This is a genomic window from Fibrobacter sp. UWOV1 (assembly GCF_900142495.1).
Classification (GTDB): domain Bacteria; phylum Fibrobacterota; class Fibrobacteria; order Fibrobacterales; family Fibrobacteraceae; genus Fibrobacter.
In genome coordinates, this window is record NZ_FRBA01000007.1 from 58,794 (window position 1) to 81,442 (window position 22,649).

Below are 22,649 nucleotides of genomic sequence, written 5' to 3' on the forward strand. Positions count from 1 at the left end.
AAATTATTTTTTAGGATATATAAAGGATTGATATGAAAAAAGCATATTGCATTCTATTTTCCGCCCTACTGATGGTCGCTTGCGGTGACGACAATTCTTCGTCAGCCAACGACAATGAACTTTCATCTTCTTCGGAAGAAACCTCTATCGAATCGTCTACGGACGAGGAAATCGTCAGTTCGTCTTCTGAAAAAAAGAAAGAACAGAATTCTTCTTCAAGCGTTCAAGAAGCAAGTTCTTCTAGCGACAAGGGGGAATCATCGTCTAGCGTTCAAGAAGCCAGTTCCTCTAGCAGTAAGGATGAAACACAGTCTCAAGATTTTTCTTCAAGTATCCAAGAAACAAGTTCCTCTGTCAGCGAAACTGAATCTTCTTCGTCGACAATCAACGAGTCAACTTACAACTTCAACGATGATGAACTCGTCATAAAACAAATTCCAACATTCGGTGAACTAGACGGCAAACCATATTTTTACACAACTGAACCTAGATGTACTTATCGTAATGGAACTTTTTCAACCAACCCCAATTTGTCCGATTACGCCTATTTCTATGACATTTCAAAAGACACTCTTACAAATTCTCTTATAAAACTATATAAAGCACTTACAGGAAATTATGAAGACTTACAACTTAGAGAGACTTATTATGGTCAAAACAATACTATTAATGGAGAATGGGAATATCTGTGTTATCTTAATTTAAACAGTGGAACATCTGATTGCCCACATAATTTCAAAAGAATTATTACTACGGATACCATCTACAACATTCACTCCATCAACCAATCAAAGGACAAAAATATATTCGAAATTATCGGAAAAATCACACACATTGATCTAGGATATTTCGAGGACCTGAATTCTGCAGAACGATCCACAAAATATGCAGAAAATGGTATCACCATAGATTCCTCTGGAGCAAAGACTTTAATAAACATTCGTGACAAGGGAATCATATCTATTGACGAAATAGCTACCAAAGTTATAAACAACCACGAAACAATATCTACAAAAATAGCCTTGTCAACAGACAAAAAAGAATGCATTTTAACATCTGAACGCACCCCTGTTAAATCGTCAAAATACTGTTCCGAAGAATATCTTCCCTATCTTGAAATACATGATTTTGATGGATATGTCTCAGCTTACACAAAAGGCAATCAAGAAGAATTTGACTCCTGCCTAGAGAACCTATTTAATTGAGTTTTGATTTAACGCAAAATATTCGCCGTCATGGTTTCAAGCGCCTGTTGCTTGCGGTTTCGGGCGGTCTAGATTCTATTTGCCTCGCGCATTATTTCATCGCTAACCGCGAAGCACTTGGCATCGAATGGCTGGGGATTGCACATGTGCATCACGGGCTGCGCGAAGGAACGGCGGACCGCGACGCTGAATTTGTCGAAGCATTCGCCCGCAAGTATAACGTTCCATTTTTCTTGAAGAAGCTGGACGGCGAGGCGCTGAAAAGTGCCGAGGGTTCGCTCGAAGAAAACGCGAGAGATGCAAGGTACAAAGCATTAGTTGAGATTGCCTTGGATCCTATCGCCTCTGCGAGGCTCCAGGATGACACGCCACACACCTCACACCCAACACCTCACACCCCATACCTCAAAGGGAGCGAAGCGACCGACCCCATACCACATACCTCTATCGCTATCGTCACGGCGCACCATGCAGGCGACCAGGCAGAAACCATGTACATGCGACTCCGCCGCGGCACGACCCTTGCGGGACTCAGAGGAATCCAAGAAACAAGAGAATTGTTCGATGTGGAGTGTGAAATGTGGAATGAAAAAGAGATCACTACACATTACGCACCACACATTACACATTTTATCTACCGTCCTTTGCTAAACACGACTCGGGCGGAGCTTCTTGCGTATGCTCGCGAAAACAATCTCACCTGGTGCGAAGACGAAAGCAACACTGACGTAAAATTTGCACGGAACAAGGTGCGGCACGAATACCTCCCCCACCTGGAAGAAACCAACCCAGGGGCAACAATGCAACTTTGCAAGGTTGCCAGGCTTGCCGATAAGGCGTATGCGAAAGTAATTGAAGAATGCGACGCGATGTTTCAAGAGACCCTTCCCCTGAAACAAGTTCAGGGTCAGGGTGACACGGCTCCATTCACACACCTCAAAGGGAGCGAAGCGACCGACCTCACACCTCATACCATCATCGCTTTGAACAAGAAGGCTCTCCGCAAAATCTTACTCGCCCACTCCAATGCCGACCTTTCCGAAATGTTTCGTTTGTGGCTTTCGGAACAGGGATTCCGCTTTCCGATTGGCTTCTTTTACAGCCAAACGGAGCCCGCCCATGTTAAAATTCCCGTACGAGCCGCTTACCGCAAGCGAGCTATCGCCAAAAAGGGCTCAACCGTCTTGATTTGCGAATTTGAAAGCGTCGAGGCAGCCCTAAAATTTGTATCTTGCAAGTGAACGTATAAAAGGATTTTATGAGTCAAGGAAAACCGACCCCTCCCTACCGTAGCAAGAACTTTATCATTTTACTGGTGATGATTCTTTTGTTGTTCGTCATGTTCCCGCTCGCCGGGAAAGATGGCGAATCGGACATTACGCGCACCGAATTTTTGGCCATGATGGGTGACTCCACCAAGGTGATTACCGAACTCACCCTGCAAAAGACCCCCGATGGCGTGATTATCGAAGGTAAACGCGAAATGAGTGCCGAAGAAAAGGCCGAAGCGAAAAAGAGCCAGAGCGCGCTCGCCCGTTTCACCAAATCGGCCGACAACGGCAATACGAAAGCCTTCCGCAGCCACATGCTGGAAGTCAGCAACGACCAAATTACCGCCTGGGAAATGTACAAGGGCGTCAAAGTCAAGGTCATTCACGAATCCAGCACCTGGCTCGATACGATTGTCGCGTTTCTGCCCGCGATTCTCCTGATTGTATTCTTCTACCTGATGATGAACCGCCAGATGGGTGGCGGCGGCAAGGGTCCGTTTAGCTTTGGCAAGAGCCAGGCAAAACAGTTGAACGGTAAGCAAAAGACCACCTTTAACGACGTGGCCGGCTGCGACGAAGCCAAGCAGGACTTGCAGGAACTCGTGGAATTCCTGAAGGACCCGAAGAAATTCGATGCCCTCGGCGGACGCATTCCGAAGGGCGCTTTGCTGGTTGGCCCTCCGGGTACCGGTAAGACGCTTTTGGCCCGTGCAGTTGCAGGCGAAGCAGGAGTACCATTCTTTAGCATGTCCGGTTCGGACTTTGTGGAAATGTTCGTGGGCGTAGGCGCAAGCCGCGTGCGCGACCTCTTTGAAACCGGCAAGAAGAACGCCCCGTGCATTCTGTTCATCGACGAAATCGACGCCGTCGGTCGCCAGCGTGGTGCTGGTCTCGGTGGCGGTCACGATGAACGCGAACAGACTTTGAACCAATTGCTGGTGGAAATGGACGGATTTACCGCCAACGAAGGCGTGATTTTGATTGCCGCAACGAACCGCCCCGACGTGCTCGACAAGGCATTGCTGCGCCCGGGTCGCTTTGACCGCCAGATTGTGGTGGGACTCCCCGACCTGAAGGGCCGCGAAGAAATCTTGAAGGTGCACCTGAAAAAGCGCAAGGTGCCGCTGGCCGACGACGTGGACGTGAAAGCCGTTGCCAAGGGAACTCCTGGTCTTGCAGGTGCAGACCTCGAAAACCTGGTGAACGAAGCAGCCCTCCTTGCCGCACGCTTCAACAACAAGAAAGTCACGATGCTCGACTTTGAAGAAGCCCGCGACAAGCTCAGCATGGGTGCCGAGCGCCGCACGCTCTTAATGACCGACGAAGAAAAGCGCCACACCGCTTACCACGAAGCAGGCCACGCTTTGATGACGCTCTTGTGCAAGCATTCTGACCCGCTCCACAAGATTACGATTATTCCGCGCGGGCGCGCCCTCGGCGTGACCATGAGTCTGCCCGAACGCGACCAGGTGAGCTATAGCCGCGAATACGCCGAAGAACGCATCATGATCATGATGTCTGGCCGCCTCGCCGAACTCATCTTCTTCAACCACCAGAGCACGGGAGCCAGCAACGACATTCAGCGCGCTACCGAACTTGCCCGCAAGATGGTCACAGAATGGGGTTTCGACGACGAAATCGGGCCGGTCTGCTACAGCCGCACCGACGGCGAAGTGTTCCTCGGCCGCGAAATTAGCAAGCCGAAGGAAATGTCCGAAATGATGGCCGAAAAGATCGACAATGCGGTGAACAACCTCATCAAGCGTCTGAACCAGGCCGCCAAGAAACTCATCGAAGAGAACAAGGACAAACTCATCGACCTCGCCGAAGCGCTGTTTGAATTCGAAGTGCTCGACCGCGAAGAAATTGACCGCGTAATGGCTGGAGAGAAACTGACCGGCACCAAGAAGAGTCGCCAGTACAAGGCGCTCGAAGAAATGGAAGAAAAGAAGAAGCGCGAAAATACGCCGCCTCCTGACCCGGGCAAACAGCCGCCGGTAGCACCGGTCACTGATGCACCCGTAGCCGAAATCAAGCCCGCGCCCGCCGCCGGAACGACTCCGGCAAGCGATGACGCCCATACCGAAACGCTGAAATCCTCTGAAGACGCAAAACAGGAAAATTCGTAATGTTCAAAGAAGTTCTGGATCATAGCCGCTCTCTCCCATGGAAAATCGGCAACAAGGTTCTGCCTTGCAAGACCCCGCTGATCATGGGTATCGTGAATGTGACTCCGGACAGTTTTTTTGATGGCGGCAAGCACAACAAGCCTGACGCCGCTTACGAACACGCCCTAATGCTCCTGGAGCAAGGCGCTGAAATCTTGGACATCGGTGGCGAAAGCAGCCGCCCGGGAAGCGCACCAGTCAGCCTGCAAGAGGAACTGGACCGCGTGTGCCCCGTGGTGGAACGCCTCGCCAAACTCGCCAAGGAACGCGAATTCTACATCTCGGTCGATACGGTCAAAGCGAAGGTTGCAGCAGAGACTATGAAGCTCGGCGCGCACATCATCAACGACATCAGCGCCTGCGCCATGGACCCGAACATGCTCCAGACCGTCGCTGACACCAAGGCCGCCGTGGTACTCAACCACATCCGCGGAAACTTCGGCACCATGCAGCAGGACTTCAAACCGTACACGAACGTGGTACAGGAAGTCCGCGAAGAACTCTTGTCGCAGGTGAAAAAGCTTTTGGACCTAGGCGTCGAGCGCGAAAAAATTTGCATCGACCCGGGCATCGGATTCGGAAAAACGGCGCAGGACAACATCGACTTGATGAAATCGACTGAAGAATTCCTGAAAGACGGCTACCCCGTTCTCATCGGGACCTCGCGCAAGTCCTATATTGGTAAAATGCCCGGCCTCGAAAATAGCGACCGTCTGATTCCGACCGTTACGGCAGGAATCGTTGCCGTACTCGGTGGCGCCAGCTGCATTCGCGTGCATGACGTGAAAGAGGCCAAGGAATCTCTGCTTTATTTGGAGGCTCTGAGAACATGATTCTGTTTAAGCTATTCGGGATTATCGATGTGCGTCCGGCAGATATTCTGGACGTGCTCCTGATTTCGATTATCATTTACTACATCTTCTTGCTGTTCCGCGGCACCCGCGCCGCCCAGATGATTTTCGGCGGCCTGTTGCTGATTCTTGCCTGGATTATTGCGCAATGGTGGGAACTCCATACCGTCGTATGGCTTATCAGTAACCTTGCAACCCTCGGTATTATCGCGCTTGTGATTCTTTTCCAGCCCGAAATTCGAAGCGCCCTCACCCGTATCGGTCAGGCCGCCAGTAAGCTCGACTTTCACAACCTATTTTTCCATTCCAGCGGTCTCGACGAAATCACCAAGACAATCGCTAGCGCCTGCCAGGACTTGGCAAAAACGCACACGGGAGCCCTGATTGTGCTTGAAAAGCGCGTGGGCCTGCGTAACTACGCCGACACCGGTGAAATCTTGGACGCCCGAATCAGTTCTAGACTTTTGCGCGCCCTCTTCTTCCCGAATTCCGCTTTGCACGATGGTGCAGTCATCATGAACACCAAGCGCATTATTGCCGCCGGCTGTATTTTGCCCATGCCCACGGGTAACGCCGAAAAAGAAGCGGGCTACGGCATGCGCCACCGCGCCGCCAAGGCATTGGCTGCCGAATGCGACGCCCTCGTGATCGTGGTGTCCGAAGAAACGGGCTATATTTCTATCGCCTACCGTAACACGCTGCGCCGAAACATCAGCGTTGCTGAACTCAAGCAAGAAATTATCCGCCACTGGGGCGAACTCTTTAACGACGTGCGTGAGTCGGCTAAGGCCGAAATTGCAGAAGAAAAGGCAGGGTAGTAGGAAGTAGGAAGTAGACAGTAGACGGTTGACGGAAGACTGTAGGAAGTTGGTTGTAGGTAATTGGTTTAAAGGATTTTTATGAATAATAACGAAACAGAAGATCAGGTAAAATCTCGCCGCAAAAAGAAGAACATCGCGATTCTCGTGTTGATGTTCCTTTTGCTTGTAACCCTTTTTATTGTGCAGTGTCACCTGGACCAGATCAAGCAAGACGCCCTGGCCAAGGAACAGGAAACCGCTCTTGAAATGCAGCGCCGCCACACGCTTGATAGCTTGCGCGCCTTGGAACAGGCCCGCGCCGACAGCATCCGCATGGCGGACTCCCTGGCAAGACTCAGCGCAGACAGCGCACGCATCGCCGATAGTCTGCGCATTGCTGATTCTCTGGCCGCACTCCAGAACAATGTGAACCGCGACAGCATCCGTCACGTGCGCGACAGCCTGAATCACATCAAGGACAGTCTCGCCGCAATCGACAAAGCCCGCGCAGACAGCTTGCAGCGCATCGCCGATTCCTTGGCCGTCATCGAAAAAGCCAAAGCCGACTCTCTCGAAAAGAAGCGCATTCAAGACAGCATCCGCGCTGCCGACCAGGTGCCACCGGTCGCTGAAATCGCACCGCCTGCAGGCCGCTACTACGACCCCATCAAGCTCAAGGTCAAGTGCGAAGAAATCAAGTGCAAGACATTCCTCTCCATTGGCGATACGCTCCACGCCCAAGAAGCGGGCAAGGCCATTGAATACAACAAGACCGGAAGCGTATTCTTCTACGCCGTGGACTCCGTGGGGAACCGCTCCGCTTGGGAAGAAGCCAAGTACGACATGGCCAGCGACAACGTTTGCGGCAAGAACGCCTACCCCGTTCCGCTCGGAGGCAAGACCGTTTGCGTAGACGCCTACGAATACCCGAACAAGGCCGACGAACTCCCCCGCGACATGGTGAGCCAGGAACAGGCCGCAAGTTTGTGCCAGCAAGAGGGCAAGCACCTCTGCAGCCTCGCCGAATGGCAGGCCGCTTGCAAGAGCAAGGACAACACGCGCTACAGCTACGGCGACAGCTACAAGCAGAACAAGTGCAACACCAACACCAAGGCAGCCAAGCGCAGCGGTCGTAAGGAACAGTGCCGCAGCTGGTACGGCATGTACGACATGAACGGGAACCTTTGGGAATGGACTTCGACTACGAGCAAGGATCACCCGAACATGTACTTAGTCGCTGGCGGTGCCTGGAACACCAACAACGAAAGCAAGTGCACCGACAACAAGTTCAGTTTCTACCCGCAGAACCAGTACCCGAACGTAGGGTTCAGGTGCTGTAAGTAAATTCGGATTTCAGAATTCGGAGTTCGGAATTATTCCGTCATCTCCACATGCAGGTGCTCCATTTCACCTTTTTCCCAGAGCACCTTGAATCGCGGCCCGAGTTTATCTTGGGCCATTTCTACAACCTGACGGCGCTTGTCCATAGGCATATCGACAATACGGAAATCCATCGCCGCATTCTTGTAATGCTTTGAATTTTTCTTGTGGTAAGGGTAATCGTTTCCGCTAGTAATCACAGGCACGTAATCATCACCCATCACTTTATGGTAGCAGCGAATGATTTCTAGACCAGCAGTATCCATGACCGGAAGCAAGCTTTCCAGATAAACTCCTTCTTTCTGGCGAGTACGCTTAAGCAACAAGCGATGGACTTCGCGCTGGTTGAAGGGTTTCAGGTTCAAATGGCGCATGTATTCTTCGGCAGACCAAGTGTCTTCGACCTGTTTGGGCTCGTAATGCGGAATCGGTCGATCATTGGCCTTAATGAGTCGGTATACCCCAAATAAGACTAGAATCGCCAATATTGGAGCAAGCAAATACAAATGTTTAACAAAAAATTGCATTTCAGTGCTTTCAAAAATACTATTTTATGGGCATGAAGAAAGTTATTCTTATTTCCGCATCTCTTATTTCCTCGATGTTCCTTTTCGGCTGCGGCGACAACGCCAACTATACTGGCTGCTGGAAGGGCGAAGCCAATATGATTTTTGAAGTCTTGAGTGAAAACAACCAGGACTTTACGATTCGCAACGTAAACGGTGACCTCTCCGCCACCATTCAAGAAGGCAAGCTTTGCGGCAAGAATACACTTGACATGCCATACTGCATGAGCGTGAAGGGTGACTCCGCTTACTATGAATTCGGCGGCATTACCACGGGTTACGCCCGCATCAGCAAAGAAGAATACGAAGATATCTTCGCTTCTCAGAAAAAAGCGGCTATTGAATAATTAATCCAGAACGTCCTTCAGGATTTGTTCAATCATGTATTCGGTCGGAGCTCCGCTCCAGACCCGCTTGATGTAACCATCTTTATCTAACAGCATGAGTGTCGGAACAGCGTGGATGCCATAGCGCATCCACATTTCTTTTTTGGCGTCACGATAAAGCGGATACGGCGACGCATGCTGGTGAGCGTAGAAATCATTCAGCACGTCTACAGATTCGTCTGCAATACCGATGATTTCGACCCCCTTGTCGCTGTACTTTTTATAGATGTTTGCCAGCACCGGGAGCGTCTTGCGGCAAGGTCCGCACCAGGTAGCCCAAAAATCAAGCAAGGTGGCCTTCGGTTTTGCCTTACGCTTTTCACCGTTCTTGTAGAAGTTTTCGCCAAACTTGGCGATTTTACTGCCGATGGCGGAGCCCGTGAGACTGCTGATATCGTCGGGACGTTCTGTGAGGGCGACCGTCAGCGTTTTCTTTTTACCCTCGCGCACGATTTCGATTTTGACCTTTTGCCCGGCCTTGTGGCCAGCAACCGCCGACTGGATCTGCGCCATGCCAGTAAGCGTTTGACCTTCGACGCCAATAATCTGGTCGCCCGCAACCATGCCCGCCGTAAAGCAGCCCGATTCCGGATGCACGCCGATAACGTTCAAGGCGAGGTGATTTTCGAAACTCGCCTTTTTAAAGGTAACTCCCAGCCAGGGAACCGCATAGGAGAGTCCTGTTGCAAGAAGCAAAGCGAAAACAATATTACGAAATAATGGTTTCATTTTATGAAAGATGTGAGATGAGAAATGTGAAATGAGGAAATCAATTACACATTACACATTTCACATTGCTCTAGTGTTCTGAGTGATCTAAACGGCTTTGGTTTGCTTGGGGTTGTGGTCGTCGTAGTCCGCAAGCGTCTTGTAGCCCGTTTCAAATAGGGCCGCTTCAAGTTCCTTACGCATGGCATGTGCCGCCATCCAGCGGAAGGCCACCACCGAATAGCATTCCACAGCATCGACACCCAACTTGATCAAGTCAAAAATCTTGAATCCGTGGTCAATGCCACCACAGGCAATCACGCTAATCTGGGGGTAATGCTTGCGGATGTAGGTTACATTCCACATCATGTTTTCGTAGAGCGGCCTGCCCGACATGCCACCGCAGTCACCATCGGCGCGAAGCGGAGTCAAGTCTTCGAACTTGGTTTCAACCGGGAGCTCGCTAATCTTCTTGGTCGGGTAAGTATTGCCCACCACCACGCCGTTCACGCCCGTACGAACAATCATGTCCATCACGTTTACCAGGTGACGTTCCGACAGGTCCGGGCTAATCTTGGCATACACGGCCTTACGGATGGCCTGCGCATTACGGTACTTCATGATTTCACCGAAAATACGTTCGGTCAGCGACAAGTCCATGTCCACACGGGATTCGCCGGTATTGGGGCAGCTCAAATTGATTTCGATAAAGTCGCCGGCCTTGTAGGCGATAGCGAAACTTTCGAGCAAGTCCTTCAGCTTTTCTTCGTCATCGGTGAGGCCCGGAGTTTCAGCCACGGACACACCTACGCAAAGACCGACCTTGTGGGCCTTGGTCAGCTGTTCGTCGGCACGACGAGCGATGACTTCGACGCCTTCATTGTTCAGGCCCATGCTATTATGGATAGCACGGTCTTTTTCCAAAAAACCGATACGCGGGCGGTGCGTATTGCCCTCACGGAACCTGCGGGTCGCAGTCCCAACCGTAATACCACCAAAGCCCATATTCGCATAATCGCAAATGCGCTTGGCAGTCTTGTTGGCTCCGGCCGCCAAAATGATGGGGCAACCGAGGTACAGGGAATTGCTGTGGTCCGGGAATGAGATAACGCGCTTGAGAGTCTTGCTCAAGTCGGGGCGACCACCCATAAAAGGAATGTAGGGGGCAAACCGGGCTGCATGTTTCAAAGAATCGTGGCGGAATTCGGGATATTTGTGAAAAATGCGGCGAATGAGCGCCAAAACACGGTCGCCAAAGTTCAGGTAATATTCGTGATTCACGCAGTTGAAAGACATGGGAATTCCTTTTGCCGAAACTTATATCAAAAAAATAGAAAATATCACCCTTGGGCGACCATTTGGGAATTCGTTTTCTATTTTGTTTAGGCGAAAGAGGGCTAAAAATGGAACAGAAAATGATTGATTCTATTGTCTCGGCAATACACACGAAAATGCCGGAATACATCAAGACCTTAAGCGATCTGGTGAGTATTCCCTCCATTAGTTTTGACAATTTTGACCAAAAATACGTGCTAGAATCCGCAGAAGCCGTGAAGCAGCTTTTTTTGGACGCAGGACTAACCAACGTGCAATTTTTGCTGCCGCCAAGCGGTCGCCCGTCTGTATACGGCGAAAGCTTGACCAGCCCCGACAAGCCGACAGTGCTTTTGTACGCTCACCACGACGTACAGCCCCCCATGCGCGAAGCTCTTTGGAACACCAAGCCCTTTGAAGCAAGCCACCAAGGCGACCGACTCTATGGCCGCGGCACCGCCGACGACAAAGCGGGCATCGTGACCCACCTGGCCGCCCTTGAACAGGTTCGCGCCTGGAAAAAGAACGACGGTCCGAATCTCAAGTTTTTGATTGAAGGCGAAGAAGAATCCGGAAGTGCCGGATTTGAAGTCATTTTGAAGAAGAACGCCGAACTCCTGAAATGCGACGCCGTGATTGTAGCAGACCTCGGAAACTTCGCCAAGGGAACGCCCTCGATTACGACGACGCTCCGCGGCATGAGTGCGGTGAACGTGGAACTCAAGGCAACCAAGGCTCCGCTCCATTCCGGAAGCTGGTCGGGCCCGATTCCTGACCCCGGTCAAGTGCTTTGCCGCATGATCGCAAGCCTTACCGACGGCAAGGGCAACATCTTAATTCCGAATTTCGAAGACACCCTGGTGCCGCCGACCGAAGCAGAACTAGCCTCTTACAAGAGCCTCGGCATGACCGAAAAGATTTTCAGAAACGACGGCGGCATTCTGGAAAGCGTCAAACTGAAAGTGCCCGAAGACGAAATTCTCTTGTCGCTGTGGCGCAGGCCCTCGATTGTGGTGACCGCAATCGAAGTCGGCAACCGCACGAACGCCGGAAACGTTTTGCAGAACAGCGCTTACGCACGCATTGGTATTCGACTCGCCCCGGGCATGAATGCCGACGTAGCGACCCAGCAACTGGTGGAATTCTTGCAGGCGCAAGTCCCCTACGGCCTGCAATGCAGCATCACTACCGAAGATGGCGCAAACCCCTTTGTGACCGATACCGCCCACCCTTTCTTCAAAAAGATGAGCGAATCGATGGCGAATGCCTACGGTGCCGAGACCAAGTTTATTGGTTGCGGTGCTAGCATCCCGGGCGCAGAGCTATTCCGCAACACCTTCGGCGACATTCCTATTTTGCTCACGGGCCTCGAAGACCCCGAATGCAATGCCCATGGCGAAAACGAAAGCCTCTACTTGCCCGACTTTGAACACGGCATTGTCGCCGAAACCCTTTTCTTTGGAGGAATCTGCGAATGAGTTCTACCAAATTTCCAAGACTTGTCGTTTTAACTGGTGCAGGCATCAGCGCTGAATCAGGACTGCGCACCTTCCGCGGCAACGACGGCATGTGGGAGCACGAAAACATTGACGACGTGTGCACGCCCGAAGGCTACTACCGCGACAAGAAGCGTGTGAAGGATTTCTACAACTTCTTACGCAAGGGACTGAAGGAGCACGAACCGAACGCCGCCCACTTTGCGCTTGCAGAACTTGAAGAACGCCTGGGCGAGGACTTTTTGCTCGTGACCCAGAACGTAGACAACTTGCATGAGCGCGCGGGATCCAAGCGCGTATTGCATATGCACGGCGACTTGATGCGTCTTACTTGCGAAAAAAATCCGAAGCATGAATTCATTTTCGAGGGCGAAGAAACGCTGGATACGCGCTGTCCGTTCTGTGGTGGCATGAGCCGCCCGGATATCGTTTTCTTTGGCGAGCAGCCTCTTTACATGGAAGAAATCCAGGACGCCCTAAGGCATTGCAAGGAATTCGTGTACATTGGCACGAGTAGCGTGGTCTACCCCGCCGCCGGTTTCAAGAGTTTTGCGAAAAGTTTTGGCGCAAAGGTGACTTGTTTGAACTTGGAAGTTCCGACAAGCGACCCGTACACCGATGTTTTTGTGGAGGGCAAGGCGACAGAAATTGTGCCCAAGTGGTGCAAGGAATTCAAGTAATCCCGGAAACAAGATTCTTTTGGAGCCTCACGATTGGGATTTTACTAACGTAAAATCTATTTAAGACTTTTTTTGAAAAAGCGTTAGCTTTTTCGAATTCGTGTGACAAAAAATTCAATCAAATCATAAAACAATTTGCTTCGTGGTTCGAAGAGCCCGGAGCTTTTTGTTTTGGCGGAACAACTTCGCTGCGGCACTGTTCGGTGCATTTTTCGCAGCGGTCCGCAAAGCGGCATCCCTTTGCAAAATCACGCGGATGCGGCACCGAGCCTGGAATAGACTTCATTGTTCGCATATCGCTGTGGTTCTCGGGAATGGCTGCCAGCAACCCTTGCGTGTACGGGTGCATCGGAGAATCAATCACGTCGCGAACGGCACCTGTTTCAACAATACGCCCGGCGTACATGACCGCGACGCGGTCTGCATATTGCGACACGATTCCCATATTGTGCGTAATCAAGAGCACTGCAGTCCCTGTGCGGTTCGCCATATCCTTGAGTACTGCAAGCACCTGTGCCTGCACCGTAACGTCGAGAGCTGTCGTCGGTTCGTCGGCGATAATGAGCTTGGGTTTAGAAAGCAGAGCCATCACAATGCATACACGTTGCAACATGCCGCCCGAAAGTTCATGCGGATACGAATTCAGCACACGGTCGATATCCTTGAAGCCTGCCGATGCAAGCATTTCGCGGATAGTTGCAAGACTATCGCCCTTGATGCCGCAGAACTTGAAAACCTCCAACAGTTGCTTCTTGATGGTCAGTACAGGATTCAAGGCCTGCATGGGTTCCTGAAAGATGCATGCGATTTCGGAGCCGCGGACTTTTTGCAAGTCTGCAAGCGGCAACTTCGCGAGATCCACCGGCGATGCATTTTCGTCTGCGCGATACAACACCGAGCCTTCGACAATTTGCGCGCTCGGTTGCGGCAACAAGCGCAGAATGCTCATGGCCGTCACACTCTTTCCGCAACCGGACTCGCCCACCAGCGCAAAGAATTCGCCCTGACTGATTTTGAACGAGACCTTGTCTGTCACCTGCAACGGCTTAACGCCTTCGCGGGGTTTGCCCTTCTTGTCAAAACCGAAAGCCACCGAGAGATCGCGCACCTGCAAAACCGGCAAAGAATTAGACATATCGATCCCCTGATTTAGGATCTACACAAGACTCCGCAATTGACTTATGCATATTTGAGAATACAGCGTCAATTGCTCCGCGCTTCCACGACTCGTCAATACGAGTCGTTCTCGCTTGGCATGGATCCTTCAGTCGAATCATACTAAACATATCGGTCTCCCGACTTCGGATCCATTGCATCTCGCACGCCTTCGCCTACGAACGTAGTGAGGAGCAGCGTGATGAACAAAGCAGCCACCGTGCTTACAGAAATCCACGGCGCATAAAGGTTGTTGAGCCCCTGGCTCATGAGTTCACCCCAGCTAGGTGTTGGCGGTTGCAGGCCAAAGCCCAAAAAATCCAACGAAGTCAGGCTACCGATTCCGCCAATCAGCGTAAACGGGAACAACGTGACCACAGGCGTCATTGCATTCGGCAAGATTTCCTTGAAGAATATATGGCGATGCCCCATGCCCAAGACCTTGGCCGATTGCACGTAAGTCATACCGCGCAACTTCAAGAATTCCGCACGCATGTAGTAACTCAGCGAAATCCAGTTGAAGGCGGCCATAATCAAAATCAAAAGCCAGAAGCTACGGCCATAAATACTGCCGATCAAAATCACCACGTAAAGCATCGGGAGCGACGACCAGATTTCGATAAAGCGCTGCATACCCGTGTCCCAGAACTTGCCAAGATAACCTTGAATACCGCCAATCACAATGCCCAGGAAGGTTCCCAGCACCGTCAAAAGCAGGCTAAAGCTAATGCAAATGCGGAACCCATGAATCAGACGAGCCAGCACATCGCGGCCATTGCTGTCGGTTCCAAGCCAATGTCTTGCACTGGGAGCAAAGGGCGGCGTTCCGTCTTCGCTCAAGTCCGCCTTTAGCGGGTCGTGCGCAATCGGGGGCATAATCGTCCAGATTTCGGGGCAGCCTCCGGCACGCGTAAAGCCCTCGGCGGCATCTTCCTCGCATTCTCGCACCGCGGCAAACAACTTGCCGTAATCGGCTTCAGTCTGGTATTCTCCGCCAAAATCCGCATCACTATAGCGGACAAACGCCGGAAAATACGTCTTTCCCTGGTAGCGCATCAGAAGCGGTTCGTCGTTAACGGTCCAAGGGCTCGTGAGCGACAACAGGTACGCCACCACAAGCACCACAAGCGACCAGAAAGCCCGCTTGTTCTTACGGAAGCGTTTCAGGCGATTCAAGGTTTCTTGTGTCAGGCGAATTTTCATGCAACAAATTTATTAAAAGGCAATTCCATTACTTCAACAACCGCATAATCAACGCGAACAATTGCGCGAAATCGATCGGTTTTGTCACGTATCCATTGACGCCGGCATCAAAAGCAGTCTGTTTTTCTTCTTCAAATGCACTTGCCGACAAGGCGATAATAGGCAATCTCGACTTGCGGCGATCCTCCATTTTACGAATTCGAGCAGTCGTTTCTAGGCCGTCGCCCTTAGGCATCTTTACATCCATCAGCACGACATCGAACGAACCTGCCGGAGACATATCGATTTTTCGATAGCAGTCGTTACCGGTATTGACACTGACGACATCGGCATTGACTGTTTCAAGCATGCTCGAAACGATTTCAATCGTTTGCGGGTCATCATCGGCCACCAGGATTCGCTTTCCTGCAAGGGATTTCTTAAACGGAGATTCCTCGACAGGAGTTTCTTCTATCTGGTCATCGGCAATCTGGTGCGGAGTTACAACCACGACTCGGGTACCCTCGCCCACTCGACTTGTAATCTTCACTGTTCCGCGCATCAAGTCGACTAGCTTTTTAACGATACTCAGTCCAAGGCCGGTGCCATCGATACCGCGGGTAAGCGCACTCTGCTCACGTTCAAAAAGTTCAAAGACCTTCGGCAGGAATTCTTCCGAAATGCCCACGCCCGTATCTTCGACAATCATTTCGATGTAGCACATTCCCGGAGTTTCGTGCGGCAAGTCGCGTAGCGAAATACGGACAAGTCCGCCCGCGCGGGTGTACTTGATGGCGTTGCTCACGATATTCAAGAGAATCTGGTGGAACTTGACCTTATCCACATACACGCAGCGGGACTTGATATTGCGAGAAACCTGCAGCATGACACTCTTTTGCCTAGCAGTCTGTTCAAAAGTCGTTATCAGGTCTTCGCTTAGCGTAGCGGTCAATACCGGGTGTTCTTCAAGTTTTTCGTAGCCCGATTCGATTGTCGTAAGGTTCAAGACCGAATTGATCATATCGAGCAAAAGCGTGCCTGCCGACTGAATCCCCCTCATGTAGTAATTCAGCATCGAAGATTGAGCTTCGGGCAAGTTCAAGTTCAGCAAATACTTTTGGGCAAGAATTCCATAGCCAAGAATCGCATTCATCGGAGTTCGAATGTCATGGCTAATATTGAACAAGAAGTTCGACTTCGCCTTGTCGGCACGTTGTGCGCGGTCGAGCGCCTTCACAAGCGCCACGCGCTGTTCGTTCAGTTCCTTGCGTTTTTCAAGTTCGGCATTCATGGATTCATCGACAAGCTTGATACCCATGACAAATTCCGGGCGATCCTTGGAGGGCTTGACATAGTGAACCTGCATGTAATGAACAACACCGCCTCTGGAAATGCGGTAAATGAACTCAAAACGGTTATGCTTCAGAAATTCGTGATTTAGGCGTTCCAAGTTGATAACGCGGTCAAAAAGCGGGCGATCTTCAAGCAGCACCATGCGATTAACGTATAGAGACGTCAGTTGGTCATAATGCGGAGACTTGTCGAAAGCGTCTTGCATATAGCGCGATACATTCTCGTTAATGCAATAGCTTTCGCTTTGACCGGTCTTGGAATCAATGACGAAGGCACTCCCATATGAATCCGTAAGCGCATTGATGACGTTCAGGTGCTTACCTTCTAATTCGCTACGCAAGCGACGATTGGTACGGTAAACCGAATGGATATAGATGATAAAGAAGAGCAGGACAAAGAAGAGCGCAAAGAAAGACTTTAGAATAATAATCTTGGTTACACTAGTCAGCACATGGTAAGGCACCATTTGTACCACGAACCACCCCAGTTCGTTTGCCGGCATAACGCATGCAATCGACGTACCATATTCCGTAGTAAACCTGAAAGCCTTCGGTTCCTTGAGAACGGCATTCTTTTTGAACATGTCAAAAATATCCGCCGTGAAAAAATCCTGGGCACGCTCTTCAAAAGATTTTCCGTAATCGTTCTCGACAATGTTTGACGTGATTATGTGCAGTTCGCCGTCACATACAAGCGCCACCGTAGATTCCCCATTCACCGTATTCTTGAGCAAGGGCAAAAGGTCTTTTTGGCCACCCAAGATTCCGGAAATTACGCCGATCACGGAATTGTTGTAATAAAGAGGGGTATATACGTTGATTTTAGATTCACTGAAGGTTTTGGCTTTGTAATCGATCCAAACACCAGACCTCCCCATGATTCCCTGACGGAAAAAATCACTTTCAGAAACATCTATCGGTTCCTCGTCGTAAGAAAGCTTTAGGCCGTCTTTACGAATATACTCAATCCTTGAAAAAGGGACCTCGTCCATCATCGACAAGAACGCCGATTCCGGACGACGAAGTTCCGGGCCATCCATTTTCTTGGACACGGAATGAGAAACTAGTTTAATACTGCTTTTTGCGTATTTCAGTTTTTCAGTCAGTTCCGAAGACATGCGACGCGTATCTTGCACAATCGATTCTTCGACCTGCTTAAAATAGGCTTCGCGAGCAATCAAGGCATAAACAACAACAAGAATAACCACCGCAATCGCAACCGCGATAATGGCTGGGCTTAAAGGCATCCAACGTTTTAACTTTAACTTTTTCATGGCAAATCAAATTGTATACAGCAATTATAACAAAAAGTTTTTTCTAATATGTAGCTCGTATGAAGGATTTGACCATTGAACACAAGCCACAAAAAGAACGCTGCATTCTTGTCGGGATTTCTACACCCAAAGTGCGTCCTTGGCTTGCTACCGAACAGCTTGCAGAACTTGGAAGACTTGCTGAAACTGCAGGTGCCGAAGTCGTGCAGAGTTTTTTACAACGAGTGCAGAATTTCAGTCCGGCAACGCTCATTGGCGAAGGCAAGGTAAACGAAGTCAAGCGCGCCCTCGAAGAACAAGACGCCAAGATGGTCGTTTTCGATGACGATCTTTCGGGCTCGCAAGTTCGTAACCTGGAGCAGAGACTCCCTGGAATCAAGGTTCTCGACAGAACCGGCCTTATTCTCGACATTTTTGCAAAGCATGCCATTACCGCCGAAAGCCGCTTGATGGTCGAAGTGGCGCAGTTACAGTACATGATGCCACGCCTCACTGGCGCATGGACTCACCTTTGCCGCCAGCACAATGGAGGTATCGGCACCAAGGGCCCTGGCGAAACGCAGCTCGAAACCGACCGCCGCATGATCCGTAAACGCATCCAGGAACTCAAAAAGAAACTTGAAAAAATCGAGGACGCCCGCGAAAGCCAGGCCGAAAACCGAAACGATATTTTCCACATCGGGATCGTGGGCTACACGAACGCGGGCAAGTCTACGCTGACCAACCGCTTGACCGGCGCCGATGTATACGTAGAAGACAAGCTGTTCGCCACCCTCGACAGTACCACACGAAAACTCTATTTGGACGGCGAAAACATCATTTTGTCAGACACAGTCGGTTTTATCCGCAAACTTCCGCACAACTTAATCGAAACCTTCAAGAGTACGCTCGGCGTGGCCGCCCATGCAGACTGCATTTTGGAAGTCGTTGACGGTTCTGCGCCCGATTACCGCGAGCACCTCGAAGTCACGCACCGAACGCTCGAAGGCATCATCAGTTCCGAGACGCCACGTATCCGCGTATTCAACAAGGCCGAAATCTGCGACGAGGCACGCCGTACGGAACTCCGCGAGAATTATCCCGAGGCAATCCAGGTGAGCGCCCGCGAAAACATCGGCATGGAACGTCTCAAGGAAACCTTCAAGGATCAGCTCGCCGCCTGGCACAAAAAGCGCGAAGCCCACGAACAGAAAGAGAAGGAACGCAGCGAAGCTCCCTGGAAAGAGTAAACGAACAGCGAATTATCTTCATTATAAGGCTTTTCGTCGTAAAAAAGCAAAAAAAGTAACACAAATTTTACCGATTTTCTAGATTTGGCCTTAATGGAAGGAAGAACGATTACACTCCCCGCCACCCTTACGGCCGCAAACAGCAAAGAATTGTTGCGGGAGTGCAGGCGCACGCTCTACAAGGAGCCGCTGAACATCGACGGTTCTTCCCTCACGCGCATGGACTACAGCGGCGATGCATTCTTTGCGCTCCTCGCCGACTTAAGCGAAAAGACCGGCAACAAGCTCACGCTCGCCCACTTTAGCGAAGAAATCAAGGCGCAGCTCAGGGCGCTCAAGAAAGAAAAAATTCCCGAAAAAGTCAAGACCGGCTACAGCAACTTCCTCGATGCCATCGGTGCAAAGACCGCAATCATCGCCAAGGAAGTTGCCGAGGTGTTCATCCTCTTGAACATGTGCATCTACTGGATGATCTGCGGTCCTTTCGACAAAGGGCGCAGCAAGTTCGGCGGCACCGCCAAGCAGGTCTTTATGCTCGGCACCGAAGCCACGGGCATCTGCTTTCTGATGGTCGCCCTCATCTGCTTCACCATGGCGCTCCAGAGTTCGTTCATGCTCAAGGCCGTGGGCGGCGGTTCTTACCTCGCCTCGGGGCTTGGCTACCTGATTTTTGCAGAAATCAGCCCGCTACTCACGACGATTATCTTGGCGGGGCGTTCCGGCAGCTCCATCGCGGCAGAAATTGCAAACATGTCCGTCTGCGAAGAAATCAAGGCCATCAAGACCATGGCAATTTCGCCTGTGCAGTACCTGGTGGTCCCCCGCTTTATCGCGATGACCATCTGCACGCCGATTCTTGCCTTCTGCGCAGGCATCGCGGGCTGCCTTGCCGGTTTCCTGATTGGCTACTTTTTCTTTGATATTTCGTTTGCGAACTACTTCCAGTCTATCCGCGACGGGATTCCGCCGATTCTTTTCTTAAAGAGCACGGTCAAATCCATCGCATTCGGTTGGCTAGTCACGCTGATTTCTTGCAACAAGGGCTTAAACGCCGAAGGCGGTGCCGAAGCGGTGGGCCTCGCAACAACCTCCAGCGTCGTGGTTTCGATTTCTGCCATCATCGTCGCAGACTGCGCGTTCAGCTTTATATTCTACTAGGGGCAACAATGGACGACATTACACTCAAAGTAGATCACCTGAAAGCCGGTTACGACGGAAAGACCGTTTTGAACGATATTTCGTTCGATGTCAAGAAGGGCGAAATCCGCATGATTCTCGGAAGTTCCGGATGTGGCAAGTCGACGCTCATGAACAACATCCTCAAGCTCTACAAGTCCGAAAGCGGAACCATCACCTATTTCGGCAAGACGTTCGGAGCCAAGGAAGGGCTCGATTTCGAGACTCGCCTGCGTACGGGCGTGTTGTTCCAGAACGGAGCGCTCCTTTCGGATTTGACCGTGGCCGAAAACGCCATGCTTCCGCTCATCCGCAGCATGCCCTACATGCCCAAAAAACAGATGGAAGCGATTGTGGCCGACCGCCTTGAAAAAGTGCACCTGCTGCACGCCTTCCACAAGTATCCTTCCGAACTTTCGGGCGGCATGAAACGCCGCGCGGCCCTTGCCCGCGCCATCGCGCTAAAGCCAGAGCTGCTCTTTTGCGATGAGCCCTCGACCGGCCTCGATCCGGTGACCGCACGCTCCCTCGATGAACTGCTGCTGGAGCTGCGCGACACGCTCGGGGTCTCGATGGTCATCGTGAGCCACGAACTCGAGAGCATCAAGATCGTCTGCGACCGCTTTATTTACCTGAAAGACGGCTATGTGCTCATGGACGGCACCTTGCAGCAAGGGCTCGACAGCGACGACCCCATCCTGCGGCATTTCTTCAACAGGCAATGTCCCAAGGAAGAGGACCACAATGAATATTACCATTTTAACTTTATCGACTGATTTGGAGTAACCATGGAAACCACACGTGCCGAAAGAATCAAGATTGGCGCCTTCATGCTCCTCTGCGGAATCATGATTTGCGTGTTCCTGGGCTATGTACTTTCGCGATTCTTGAACAAGGAATTCGACAACTATTATACTGTATTCAACGAATCTGTCATCGGCCTTTACAAGGATGCGCAGGTCAAGCTGAACGGTATCGACGTCGGTAACGTGACCGAAATTGCGATTGATTCTTCGAACCTGAACCAGGTGGTCGTCCGTTTCCGCGTGAACAAGGGTACGCCCATCAAGCTAGGCACCCGCGCGGGCATGACGCACGGAATTTCACTCACCGGCGAAAAGCAAATTGTGCTTTCGGGAGGCCGCTTTGACGAACCCGACGTCGCCGAAGGTGGTTATGTCCCTGCCGAAAAGACGGCATTCGATGCGATCGCCAACAAGACGACCGATATCATCGCTCATGTCGACTCGCTGATGACCAACATCAACAGCCTCTTCTCCGAAGAAAATACGCAAAGCATCAGCAATTCGCTCAAGAATTTCGAAAGTGCTACGCAAAACCTGAACCGGCTGACGCAGAACCTGAACGCGCCCATCAACAACATCTCGAATGCGGCGAACTCGATGAAGAACGTCCTTACTGAAATCGAAGATGCTAAAATCGCGGCAAAGACCAGCGAAAACATGGACCTGGTCAAGGAAAAGCTCGAAGCCATCGATACCAAGGCGATGAACGAGAACCTGACGCAAGCGATGGAATCTATCAGGCAGCTCACGCAGCGGCTTGACCAGGTGGTGTACAAGAACCAGGACCAGGTCGGCGACGCCGTCGTGGAACTCAACGCTGTGCTAGAGAACCTCGAAGAATTTACGCAGAAAATCAAGAACAACCCGTCGGTACTGATTCATTCGGAGAACAAGAGCCGGAGGAAATAAGCCCTTATGTCATCCCTGCGAAGGCGGGGGATCCCCTTTTCTACTTAAACGAGTTTAATATGAAAAAAACACTTATTGCAATCGCGACCTTATTGGCACTCTCGCTCACCGCCTGCCTGGGCGGCGGTTCCAGCGAACCGACAAAGTATTATACGATTGCGGTCGAAAACATCCAGGCCCCCACATCTAGCGCATACGCCGACAAACGCCTGCAAGTGCGCAAGTTTACCATTGAGCCCGCCTACCAGCGAGCAAACATCGTCTACCGCGAATCCGCCTACGACTTCATGTTCTACGACCTGGACCTGTGGGCCAGCCGCCCAGAACACATGATGGCCCAAGTAGCAAGCGAATACATCGCCAAGAGCGGACTTTTCAAGACTGTAGAAACCAAACCGACTGGCAAGCCCGATTTTGAATTCTTGGGAAACATCGTCGCTATCGAAGAAGTTGATGAAGGTTCTTCGCAGTATGCACGTCTCGCAATGCAGCTGACCTTCCGCAAAACCGAAAGCGACCAAGCCATCTGGGAAAAAAGTTTTGACGAAAAGCTAAGCATGGACAACCGCGAACCGAGAACCACGGCCGAAACCATTTCCAAGCTCTTTGGCAAGTACATGGAAGAGGCTCTCAGCGAAATTTCATCCCAGAACTAGTAATAAATCTGCGCAACATCCAGAAAAGTACCTCCCCAAAGGCACTTTTTTTTCGTTCGTTTCGTCAAAATCCGTTTACATTGTT

Annotated in this window: 20 protein-coding genes; 14 read left to right on the plus strand and 6 right to left on the minus strand. The window is 51.0% G+C overall.

All coding sequences use genetic code 11. The features are described from left to right. Window positions 1-32: 32 nt before the first annotated feature. The 6 genes from BUC02_RS10425 to BUC02_RS10450 all read left to right on the plus strand — a co-directional run bounded on the left by BUC02_RS10425 (window position 33) and on the right by BUC02_RS10450 (window position 7,639). A complete protein-coding gene (locus BUC02_RS10425) occupies window positions 33-1,205 on the plus strand; it encodes a hypothetical protein (RefSeq protein WP_139261111.1) in 1,173 nt (390 codons plus the stop codon). Continuing rightward, complete coding sequence (locus tag BUC02_RS10430) at window positions 1,202-2,446, plus strand: tRNA lysidine(34) synthetase (protein WP_073322326.1); 1,245 nt, start codon at window positions 1,202-1,204, stop codon at window positions 2,444-2,446. The genes BUC02_RS10425 and BUC02_RS10430 overlap by 4 nt, the downstream gene beginning before the upstream one ends. A 17-nt stretch (window positions 2,447-2,463) precedes the next feature. Next, window positions 2,464-4,605 carry an ATP-dependent zinc metalloprotease FtsH gene (ftsH, locus tag BUC02_RS10435; RefSeq protein WP_073322328.1) on the plus strand — a complete coding sequence of 714 codons (2,142 nt, stop codon included), beginning with the start codon at window positions 2,464-2,466 and terminating at the stop codon, window positions 4,603-4,605. After that, window positions 4,605-5,477, plus strand: coding sequence for a dihydropteroate synthase (gene folP / locus BUC02_RS10440; RefSeq protein WP_073322330.1), 873 nt, complete (start codon window positions 4,605-4,607; stop codon window positions 5,475-5,477). The genes ftsH and folP overlap by 1 nt, the downstream gene beginning before the upstream one ends. Continuing rightward, complete coding sequence (gene cdaA, locus BUC02_RS10445) at window positions 5,474-6,313, plus strand: diadenylate cyclase CdaA (RefSeq protein ID WP_073322332.1); 840 nt, start codon at window positions 5,474-5,476, stop codon at window positions 6,311-6,313. Before folP ends, cdaA begins: the two co-directional genes overlap by 4 nt. An 81-nt stretch (window positions 6,314-6,394) precedes the next feature. Continuing rightward, complete coding sequence (locus tag BUC02_RS10450) at window positions 6,395-7,639, plus strand: SUMF1/EgtB/PvdO family nonheme iron enzyme (protein ID WP_073322334.1); 1,245 nt, start codon at window positions 6,395-6,397, stop codon at window positions 7,637-7,639. A 29-nt stretch (window positions 7,640-7,668) separates the two neighbouring features. Here the strand turns inward: BUC02_RS10450 and BUC02_RS10455 are convergent, their stop codons facing one another. Then, window positions 7,669-8,160 carry a hypothetical protein gene (locus tag BUC02_RS10455; protein ID WP_139261112.1) on the minus strand — a complete coding sequence of 164 codons (492 nt, stop codon included), beginning with the start codon at window positions 8,158-8,160 and terminating at the stop codon, window positions 7,669-7,671. Window positions 8,161-8,234: 74 nt separating this feature from the next. On the opposite strand from BUC02_RS10455, the gene BUC02_RS10460 reads away from it, so the two are divergent. Continuing rightward, window positions 8,235-8,588 (plus strand): hypothetical protein, encoded by a 354-nt coding sequence (locus BUC02_RS10460; protein ID WP_073322509.1) that lies wholly within the window; start codon window positions 8,235-8,237, stop codon window positions 8,586-8,588. Here the strand turns inward: BUC02_RS10460 and BUC02_RS10465 are convergent, their stop codons facing one another. Further along, a complete protein-coding gene (locus BUC02_RS10465; protein ID WP_254794192.1) occupies window positions 8,589-9,323 on the minus strand; it encodes a thioredoxin-like domain-containing protein in 735 nt (244 codons plus the stop codon). 120 nt (window positions 9,324-9,443) lie between these two features. Further along, the gene (locus BUC02_RS10470; protein ID WP_073322339.1) at window positions 9,444-10,631 is read right to left on the minus strand and encodes a beta/alpha barrel domain-containing protein; all 1,188 of its coding nucleotides are present in this window, start codon (window positions 10,629-10,631) and stop codon (window positions 9,444-9,446) included. Window positions 10,632-10,738: 107 nt separating this feature from the next. Here BUC02_RS10470 and BUC02_RS10475 point away from each other — a divergent pair, with 107 nt between their 5' ends. After that, window positions 10,739-12,127, plus strand: coding sequence for a M20/M25/M40 family metallo-hydrolase (locus BUC02_RS10475; RefSeq protein ID WP_254794193.1), 1,389 nt, complete (start codon window positions 10,739-10,741; stop codon window positions 12,125-12,127). Next, window positions 12,124-12,825 (plus strand): SIR2 family NAD-dependent protein deacylase, encoded by a 702-nt coding sequence (locus tag BUC02_RS10480; protein ID WP_073322341.1) that lies wholly within the window; start codon window positions 12,124-12,126, stop codon window positions 12,823-12,825. Before BUC02_RS10475 ends, BUC02_RS10480 begins: the two co-directional genes overlap by 4 nt. Before the next feature lie 118 nt (window positions 12,826-12,943). Here the strand turns inward: BUC02_RS10480 and BUC02_RS10485 are convergent, their stop codons facing one another. From BUC02_RS10485 to BUC02_RS10495, 3 genes are all read right to left on the minus strand, one after another. Then, window positions 12,944-13,960, minus strand: a complete 1,017-nt coding sequence (locus BUC02_RS10485) for an ABC transporter ATP-binding protein (protein ID WP_073322343.1) — start codon at window positions 13,958-13,960, stop codon at window positions 12,944-12,946. 143 nt (window positions 13,961-14,103) lie between these two features. Continuing rightward, a complete protein-coding gene (locus BUC02_RS10490) occupies window positions 14,104-15,183 on the minus strand; it encodes an ABC transporter permease (protein WP_073322345.1) in 1,080 nt (359 codons plus the stop codon). Window positions 15,184-15,211: 28 nt separating this feature from the next. Then, window positions 15,212-17,788, minus strand: a complete 2,577-nt coding sequence (locus BUC02_RS10495) for a hybrid sensor histidine kinase/response regulator (protein WP_083564565.1) — start codon at window positions 17,786-17,788, stop codon at window positions 15,212-15,214. Between the two features lie 59 nt (window positions 17,789-17,847). On the opposite strand from BUC02_RS10495, the gene hflX reads away from it, so the two are divergent. The 5 genes from hflX (at window position 17,848) to BUC02_RS10520 (ending at window position 22,564) form a co-directional block, all read left to right on the plus strand. After that, the gene (hflX, locus tag BUC02_RS10500) at window positions 17,848-19,017 is read left to right on the plus strand and encodes a GTPase HflX (RefSeq protein ID WP_073322349.1); all 1,170 of its coding nucleotides are present in this window, start codon (window positions 17,848-17,850) and stop codon (window positions 19,015-19,017) included. Between the two features lie 93 nt (window positions 19,018-19,110). Further along, complete coding sequence (locus tag BUC02_RS10505; RefSeq protein WP_073322351.1) at window positions 19,111-20,175, plus strand: ABC transporter permease; 1,065 nt, start codon at window positions 19,111-19,113, stop codon at window positions 20,173-20,175. Window positions 20,176-20,183: 8 nt separating this feature from the next. Further along, window positions 20,184-20,969, plus strand: a complete 786-nt coding sequence (locus BUC02_RS10510; protein WP_073322353.1) for an ABC transporter ATP-binding protein — start codon at window positions 20,184-20,186, stop codon at window positions 20,967-20,969. Between the two features lie 12 nt (window positions 20,970-20,981). After that, window positions 20,982-21,908, plus strand: coding sequence for an MlaD family protein (locus BUC02_RS10515; protein ID WP_073322355.1), 927 nt, complete (start codon window positions 20,982-20,984; stop codon window positions 21,906-21,908). Between the two features lie 59 nt (window positions 21,909-21,967). Then, complete coding sequence (locus tag BUC02_RS10520; RefSeq protein WP_073322357.1) at window positions 21,968-22,564, plus strand: ABC-type transport auxiliary lipoprotein family protein; 597 nt, start codon at window positions 21,968-21,970, stop codon at window positions 22,562-22,564. The last annotated feature ends 85 nt before the right edge of the window (window positions 22,565-22,649 follow it).